The following is a 6,818-nucleotide window of genomic DNA, read 5'->3' on the forward strand; positions in this document are numbered from 1 at the left end:
ACAGGTTTGACCTGCCCACGACCGGGGCAGTGACCTCCGCCGGTGCGGCCGGAGCTCAGACCGGCGGCCACGGAATCGCCGGCCACTCCCCCGAAGGCCCCGGATGCCGCCCCGCGGCGAGCAGCGCGGCGACCCGCTCCCGAACGGCGTCGACCTCCGCGGCGGTCAGCAACTCCCCGAGCCGCCCGGCGAGGGGCTCCCCCAGCGCCAAGCCCTCCCGCAGGGACCCGAGGGCCTCCACCGCCTCCTCGGGCAGCTTCTCCCCGGCCCACCCCCACAGCAGCGTGCGCAGCTTGTCCTCGACGTTGAACGTGACTCCGTGGTCGATGCCGAACAGCCGCCCCTCCGCGCCGAACACCAGGTGCCCGCCCTTGCGGTCGGCGTTGTTGATCACGGCGTCGAGCACGGCGAGCCGCCGCAGCCGGGCGTCGTCCGCGTGCACGAGCAGCGCCGTCCGCCCCTGCCCCACCTCGGCGAACCCGACGGCCTTCCAGCCGTCCCCGGGTTCGTCCCCCTCGACGAGGGCCAGCAGCTCCGACCCGCCGTCCTCGGGGGCGCCCTCCGCGGCGTCGTCCCCCGGCTGCTCGACCCACAGCTGGACCATCCCCTCGCCGTAGGGCCCGTCCCGCAGCACGGTGGGCGGCACGAGCCCCCAGCCGAGGGCCTCGGACACCTCGTACGCGGCGACCTCCCGCTGCGCGAGGGTGCCGTCGGGAAAGTCCCACAGGGGCCGCTCCCCGGCGACGGGCTTGTAGACGCAGGCGGCGCTCTGTTCCTCGTACGCGACCGTGCAGTACAGCACGGCGTTGGACGCCTCCCGGATCTGCCCGCGCACGGTCAGCTCGCCGCGGGTGAGCAGTTCCACGGCGGTCAGGCTCCCCGCCGGTATCCGTTCTGGCGCGGGCATACGTGTCCTTCCGGGTCGAGCGGCAGGCTGCACAGCGGGCACGGCGGCCGGCCCGCGTTCACGACGTCGAGGGCGCGCTTGGCGAAGGCCCTGGCCTGGGCCCCGGTCAGCCGCACGCGCAGCATCGGCGGGCCGTTCTCCTCGTCCTGCAGGAGCCTTTCCTCGGCCTCCGCGAGGTCCTCCTCGGAGTCGGCGTCCAGCTCGACGAGGGCCTGCGCCTCGACGATCATGCGCTCCTCCTCGCCGTCCCACGCGAGCGCCATCGTGCCGACCCGGAACTCCTCCTCGACGGGCGCGTCGAGCGGCGCGCTGTCGGTGATCTCGGAGGGGGCGACGGCGGGCACGGCCGCGCTGCCGCCGCTGCGCCGCACGACCTCGTCGAGCAGCTCCTCCATCCGCTCGGCGAGCGCGGCCACCTGCGTCTTCTCCAGGGCGACGCTGGTCACACGGACCCCGGCGGAAGCCTGCAGGAAGAAGGTACGCCGTCCGGGGAGCCCGACTGTTCCGGCCACGAAGCGTTCCGGCGGGTCATAGAGGAACACCTGACGGGACACGTCCTGTCTCCATTGGAATCGACTGCATGTACTTCACGCGACGACTGCACCCTACTGCGGGACGATCACGGTGCGCCCGTATCGCCCCCCACCTGAGCATCGTCGCCCGCGGGCACCTCGCGCGGGGCCAGCGACCCGAAGTCGCCGGTGTCACCGAGGCGTACGAGGTAGGGGCGCAGCCGTGTGAAGCGGATGGCCGTGACGGAACAGGGCTCTACGGAGATGCGCTGGAAGAGGTCGAGGTGCAGGCCGATGGCGTCCGCGACAAGGGACTTGATGATGTCGCCGTGGGAGCACATCAGGTAGACGGCGTCGGGGCCGTGATCGCGCTCCACGCGCGCGTTCCACTCGCGTACCGCCTCCGCGGCCCGCGTCTGCATGGACCGCAGGGACTCGCCGCCCGGGAAGGCGGCCGCCGACGGGTGCTGCTGGACGACCTCCATCAGGGGTTCGTCCGCGAGCTCGGCGAGTTTGCGGCCCGACCAGTCGCCGTAGTGGCACTCGCCGATGCGCTCGTCGGTGTGCACCGGCACTCCCGGCCGGGCCGCGAGCAGCGGCGCCAGGGTCTCCTGGCAGCGCTGGAGGGGGCTGGTGACGATGTCGGCGAGGGGCAGCGCGGCGAGCCGTCCGGGCAGCGCGGCGGCCTGCTCGGAGCCGTGCTCGTCGAGGCCGACACCCGGCGTCCAGCCGGCGAGCAGGCCCGCGGTGTTGGCGGTCGAGCGTCCGTGACGCACAAGGATCAGCGTGGGCATGCGGGCCAGCCTAGGACGCCGAGGGGGTGCGTCCGCAGGGAAGCTTCGGAAGAATGCGCTAGGTGATCGTGGACTGCGCCATCTACCGGCACGGGCGCCGCACCGAGGGGCCCGCGGACTTCTCCGACGCCCTCGACGAGGCGCGCGCGATCGGTGACGCGTTCGTCTGGATCGGTCTGTACGAGCCGACGGAGGACGAGTTCGACCTGGTCACCGAGGAGTTCTCGCTGCATCCGCTGGCCGTCGAGGATGCCTTGAAGGCCCATCAGCGGCCCAAGCTGGAGGTCTTCGACGACTCGCTCTTCGTGGTCCTGAAGCCGGTGGTGTACGAGCCGGACAGCGACTCCGTCACGTCCGGCGAACTCATGATCTTCATGGGCGACTCCTTCGTGGTGACCGTCCGCCACGGCGAGGGCGCGCCGCTCAGCGCCGTACGCCACCGTCTGGAGGCGGAGCCCGACGTGCTCGAACACGGGCCGACGGCGGTGCTCTACTCCATCGCCGACGCGGTGGTCGACCACTACCTGGAGGTCGCGGCCGAGCTGCAGACGGACCTGGAGGTCCTGGAGGCGGAGGTGTTCTCGCCGGGTGGCGGCGGCGCGCGCAACACCGCCTCGCGCATCTACCGGTTCAAGCGCCAGATCCTGGAGTTCCGGCGCGCCTCCGGGCCGCTGGCGATGCCCGTCGCGCGGCTCGCGGGCGTGGGCCCCTTCGGCCGCGGCGTGCCGTTCGTGAACGAGTCGGCGCAGCCCTATCTGCGGGACGTCAGCGACCACCTCACGCGCGTGAACGAGTCCGTGGAGGGACTGGACCGCCTGGTCACGGACATCCTGTCGGCGCATCTGGCGCAGATGAGCGTGCGGCAGAACGACGACATGAGGAAGATCTCCGCGTGGGCGGCCATGGCCGCGGTGCCCACGATGATCGCGGGCATCTACGGCATGAACTTCGATCACATGCCGGAGCTGCACTGGGAGTGGACGTATCCGGCGGTGATCCTGCTGATGGTCGCCCTGGAGATCGGCCTGTTCCGGCTGTTCAAGCGCCGGGGGTGGATGTAGGCCCCCGCGCGGCCCGTGTCTCCGCACGCGCGTCGTCGGCCGGGCCGGTACGGACTTTCTCAGGCGAACTCGGGGGCGGACGTGGCCGGTCCGCCGAGGGCGTCGCGCCGCTCGGGCATCTTCAGGGACACCATCCGCCGCCAGCCGCCGGCGCGTTCGTACGCGTGCATCGCGTGGATGCCCGCCGCGAGCGCCTTGGACTTGGTCGGGGACCAGCGCAGGATGCGGCCCATGTGCTCCATGACGGCGAGGCTGACGTCGCGGTAGACGCCGATCTCGACGAGCGCGCAGTCCCGCAGGGTGCGCTGGATGGTGCGGCCGTGCCCGGCGCGCGCGGTGCGCAGCAGCTCCTCGTGGCAGTACGCCAGGTGGTTGTCCTCGTCGTTCGAGATCATCTTCACGGCCCTGCCGACCTCGGGGTGGTCCCCGAAGTACTTGCGCAGCATGACCATCTGGTCGGCGGCGCGCTGTTCGGTGACGCGGCTGTGCGACAGGTACGTGATGATGTCCTGCTCGGTGAGCGGCTCGTCGGCGCGGAGCTTGTCGTGCGCGAGGCCGATGCCGTGCTTCTCGAGCAGCATCGTGTAGTCGGTCTCGTGCGGCACTTCGACCGGCTCCAGACCGCGCTTCTTCAGGAGCGCGTGGAAGATCCGCCCGTGCTTGTCCTCGTCGGCGCCGTGTCGGGTGATCTTGGGCGCCAGCTCGCGCCGGCTGTCGGGGACGAGCGCGGCGATGCGCCCGTTCTCCCAGCCGCCCTGGGACTCCCCGCTCGCCGCGATGGAGCAGAACAGCCGGAACGACTCGTCGTTGTCGAGGATCTCCTGGAAGAGACTCCTGGCCGAAAGCATCGCAGGCACCTCCATGCCGTCACTGACCACACAGACTTCCGCAAAGAACGAGTCAAATGGGCGGCGCGACATCAGGCAACAGGTGTATGCGACAGCTCAGCCGAACGGAGGATCCGGAGGGCCGAACGGGGCCGTGCGCGGGGCCCGGCCACGGCGCCCGGGCGGCCGTAACCGGAGGGGTCCTCGGGGCGTTGTGCTCCGTGACGGCCGTGGCGGGGAAGACCCCCGAGCCCCCACCACGGCCGCGGAAACCCCTTCCCCCCCGCCTCAGCCGAGACCGGCGCGCTCCAGGGCCTCGGTGCCCGCCCGCAGCGAGGCGAGCCGCTCCTCCAGCGTGAAGCCCGCGGGCGCCAGCGTGAGCGTGGTGACACCGGCCTCCGCATAGGCCCGCATCCGGTCCGCGATGCGGTCCACCGAGCCGAGCAGGGTCGTGGAGTCGATCAGGGAGCGCGGGACGGCGGCGGCCGCGCCGTCCTTGTCGCCGGACAGGTACTTGTCCTGGATCTCGGCGGCCTCCTTCTCGTACCCCATGCGCCGCGCGAGCTGGTTGTAGAAGTTCTGCTTCCGGCTGCCCATGCCGCCGACGTACAGCGCCGTGTACGGCCGGAACATGTCGGCGAGCGCGTCGATGTCGCCGGCCCCGTCCTTGCCGAGGGCGAGCGGCAGCGTCGGCACGACGTCGAAGCCCTCCATGGTCTTCCCGGCCTTCTCGCGCCCGGCGCGCAGATGCCTCAGCGCGGTCTCCTCCAGGTGCTCGGCGGCGGGGAAGATCAGCAGTGCGCCGTCGGCGATCTCGCCGGTCTGCTCCAGGTTCTTCGGCCCGATCGCGGCGACGTACACCGGGATGTGCTCGCGCTGCGGGTGCACGGTCAGCTTGATCGGCTTGCCCGGACCGCCCGGCAGCGGCAGCGTCCAGTGCTCGCCCTCGTAGCTCAGGCGCTCACGGCTCATGGCCTTGCGTACGATCTCGACGTACTCCCGGGTGCGCGCGAGCGGCTTGTCGAACTTGACGCCGTACCAGCCCTCGGAGACCTGCGGCCCGGAGACGCCGAGCCCGAGCCGGAACCGCCCGCCGGACAGCGAGTCGAGGGTGGCCGCCGTCATCGCGGTCATCGCGGGCTGGCGCGCGGGGATCTGGAAGATCGCCGAACCGACGTCGATCCGCTCGGTCTGGGACGCCACCCACGCGAGCACCGTGGCCGCGTCCGAGCCATACGCCTCGGCCGCCCAGCAGACCGCGTAGCCCAGCTTGTCGGCCTCCTTCGCGACGGCGAGATTGTCCGCGTCCATCCCGGCGCCCCAGTAGCCGAGGTTGATCCCGAGCTGCATGGCCGAATCCCCTTACCCATGAGTAACGTGCCTGTGCCGGGACTGTAGCGCGCGGGTGCGCGATCCGTCAGGGGCGGCCGTCCGGACGGGCTGTACCCCGTGCGCGGGGCGGGTGTCGATTCCCCGTACGGGTCAGTGAGTTGTCCACAGGCCCGGCTTTGTCCACACGCGTGCCCGGCGCTCAGGCATGGCCAGTAATCTCGCCGCCATGGAGCAGAGGCATCTCGGCCGAACAGGTCTGCGTGTGTCCCGGATCGGACTCGGCACCCTCACATGGGGACACATGGACGAGAACGACGCCGCCGACCTGTTGAAGGTCTTCTGGGAGGCGGGCGGCACCCTCGTGGACACGGCCGATGTGTACGGCGACGGGGAGGCCGAATATCTCCTCGGCCGACTCGTCGAACGCCTCGTGCCCCGTCGCGATCTGGTCATCGCGACGAAGGCCGGCAGCGTGCCCGACCCCGACCGCCGCTTCGACGGCTCGCGCGGCCATCTCCTGTCCGCCCTCGACGCCTCCCTGGCCCGCCTCGGCACGGACCACGTGGACCTGTGGCAGATCCACGCCTTCGACCCCGAGACGCCCCTGGAGGAGACCCTCCAGGCCCTGGACATCGCGGTCAGCAGCGGCCGCGCGCGCTATGCGGGCGTCTCCAACTTCAGCGGCTGGCAGCTCGCCAAGGCCGCGACCTGGCAGCTCGCCGCGGCCGGCACCCGCACCCGCGTCGCCGGCACACAGATGGAGTACTCCCTGCTCCAGCGCGGCGTCGAGCGCGAAGTGCTGCCCGCCGCCGTCGATCTGGGCGTGGGCCTGCTGCCGTCCTCACCCCTCGGCCGCGGCGTCCTCACCGGCAAGTACCGCAACGCGACCCCGGCCGACTCCCGCGGCGCCTCCGAGCAGTTCGCCCCCTTCGTCGCGCCGTACCTCGACGACGCGGCGAGCCGGGTCGTGGACGCCGTCGCGATAGCGGCGGACGGGCTCGCGGTCACCCCCCTCCAGGTGGCGCTCGCCTGGGTGCGCGACCGCCCCGGAGTGACGGCCCCGATCATCGGCGCGCGCAACGCGCAGCAGCTCACGGCCGCGTTGTCAGTGGAGACCCTTAGTCTTCCTGACGAGATCTGCCAGGCGCTCGACGATGTGTCGGCGCCCGTGCACCGCTACCCAGACCAGGACTGGAGCACGCTGTGAGTACGGAGTCCGCTGCCGCGGAGGTCGCCGAGCCCGAGGCCCCGGAGGCCGGGGCGGGCCCCGACGCCGATGACGCACCGGGAGCCGCGGGTGCGCCGGCCGACGGGGCCGAACGGGCCGACGGGGCCGCGCCGGAGGCCGGAGCCGGGGGTGGCTCGGATGGGGGCGCCGGGGGCGA

8 protein-coding genes are annotated in these 6,818 nt (G+C 71.9%); 3 read left to right on the forward strand and 5 right to left on the reverse strand.

The window, feature by feature from the left end; genetic code table 11:
- Positions 1 to 55: 55 nt before the first annotated feature.
- The 3 genes from STRAU_RS06630 to STRAU_RS06640 all read right to left on the reverse strand — a co-directional run bounded on the left by STRAU_RS06630 (position 56) and on the right by STRAU_RS06640 (position 2,213).
- The gene (locus STRAU_RS06630) at positions 56 to 907 is read right to left on the reverse strand and encodes an SCO1664 family protein (protein ID WP_037657858.1); all 852 of its coding nucleotides are present in this window, start codon (positions 905 to 907) and stop codon (positions 56 to 58) included.
- Positions 871 to 1,461 (reverse strand): DUF3090 domain-containing protein, encoded by a 591-nt coding sequence (locus STRAU_RS06635; RefSeq protein ID WP_037657860.1) that lies wholly within the window; start codon positions 1,459 to 1,461, stop codon positions 871 to 873. Before STRAU_RS06635 ends, STRAU_RS06630 begins: the two co-directional genes overlap by 37 nt.
- Positions 1,462 to 1,526: 65 nt before the next feature.
- The gene (locus STRAU_RS06640; protein WP_016639484.1) at positions 1,527 to 2,213 is read right to left on the reverse strand and encodes a histidine phosphatase family protein; all 687 of its coding nucleotides are present in this window, start codon (positions 2,211 to 2,213) and stop codon (positions 1,527 to 1,529) included.
- Positions 2,214 to 2,275: 62 nt separating this feature from the next.
- Between STRAU_RS06640 and corA the strand changes: the two genes are divergently transcribed.
- Complete coding sequence (corA, locus tag STRAU_RS06645) at positions 2,276 to 3,274, forward strand: magnesium/cobalt transporter CorA (protein WP_016639485.1); 999 nt, start codon at positions 2,276 to 2,278, stop codon at positions 3,272 to 3,274.
- A gap of 59 nt (positions 3,275 to 3,333) precedes the next feature.
- Here corA and STRAU_RS06650 read toward each other — a convergent pair whose 3' ends face one another.
- Positions 3,334 to 4,122 (reverse strand): ferritin-like domain-containing protein, encoded by a 789-nt coding sequence (locus STRAU_RS06650; protein ID WP_037657887.1) that lies wholly within the window; start codon positions 4,120 to 4,122, stop codon positions 3,334 to 3,336.
- A gap of 267 nt (positions 4,123 to 4,389) precedes the next feature.
- Positions 4,390 to 5,451, reverse strand: coding sequence for an LLM class F420-dependent oxidoreductase (locus STRAU_RS06655; protein ID WP_016639487.1), 1,062 nt, complete (start codon positions 5,449 to 5,451; stop codon positions 4,390 to 4,392).
- A 208-nt stretch (positions 5,452 to 5,659) separates the two neighbouring features.
- On the opposite strand from STRAU_RS06655, the gene STRAU_RS06660 reads away from it, so the two are divergent.
- The gene (locus STRAU_RS06660) at positions 5,660 to 6,640 is read left to right on the forward strand and encodes an aldo/keto reductase (protein WP_037657863.1); all 981 of its coding nucleotides are present in this window, start codon (positions 5,660 to 5,662) and stop codon (positions 6,638 to 6,640) included.
- The coding region (locus STRAU_RS42870) for a hypothetical protein (RefSeq protein ID WP_203227355.1) at positions 6,637 to 6,818 on the forward strand (182 nt) is incomplete at its 3' end. The genes STRAU_RS06660 and STRAU_RS42870, both read left to right, overlap by 4 nt.

It is taken from the genome of Streptomyces aurantiacus JA 4570 (assembly GCF_000414115.1).
Taxonomy (GTDB): domain Bacteria; phylum Actinomycetota; class Actinomycetes; order Streptomycetales; family Streptomycetaceae; genus Streptomyces; species Streptomyces aurantiacus_A.

Coding starts and splice junctions, on each gene's coding strand:
- STRAU_RS06630 (WP_037657858.1), bottom strand. CDS start 907: ATGCCCGCGCCAGAACGGATACCGGCGGGGAGCCTGACCGCCGTGGAA.
- STRAU_RS06640 (WP_016639484.1), bottom strand. CDS start 2,213: ATGCCCACGCTGATCCTTGTGCGTCACGGACGCTCGACCGCCAACACC.
- STRAU_RS06650 (WP_037657887.1), bottom strand. CDS start 4,122: ATGCTTTCGGCCAGGAGTCTCTTCCAGGAGATCCTCGACAACGACGAG.
- STRAU_RS06655 (WP_016639487.1), bottom strand. CDS start 5,451: ATGCAGCTCGGGATCAACCTCGGCTACTGGGGCGCCGGGATGGACGCG.
- STRAU_RS06660 (WP_037657863.1), top strand. CDS start 5,660: ATGGAGCAGAGGCATCTCGGCCGAACAGGTCTGCGTGTGTCCCGGATC.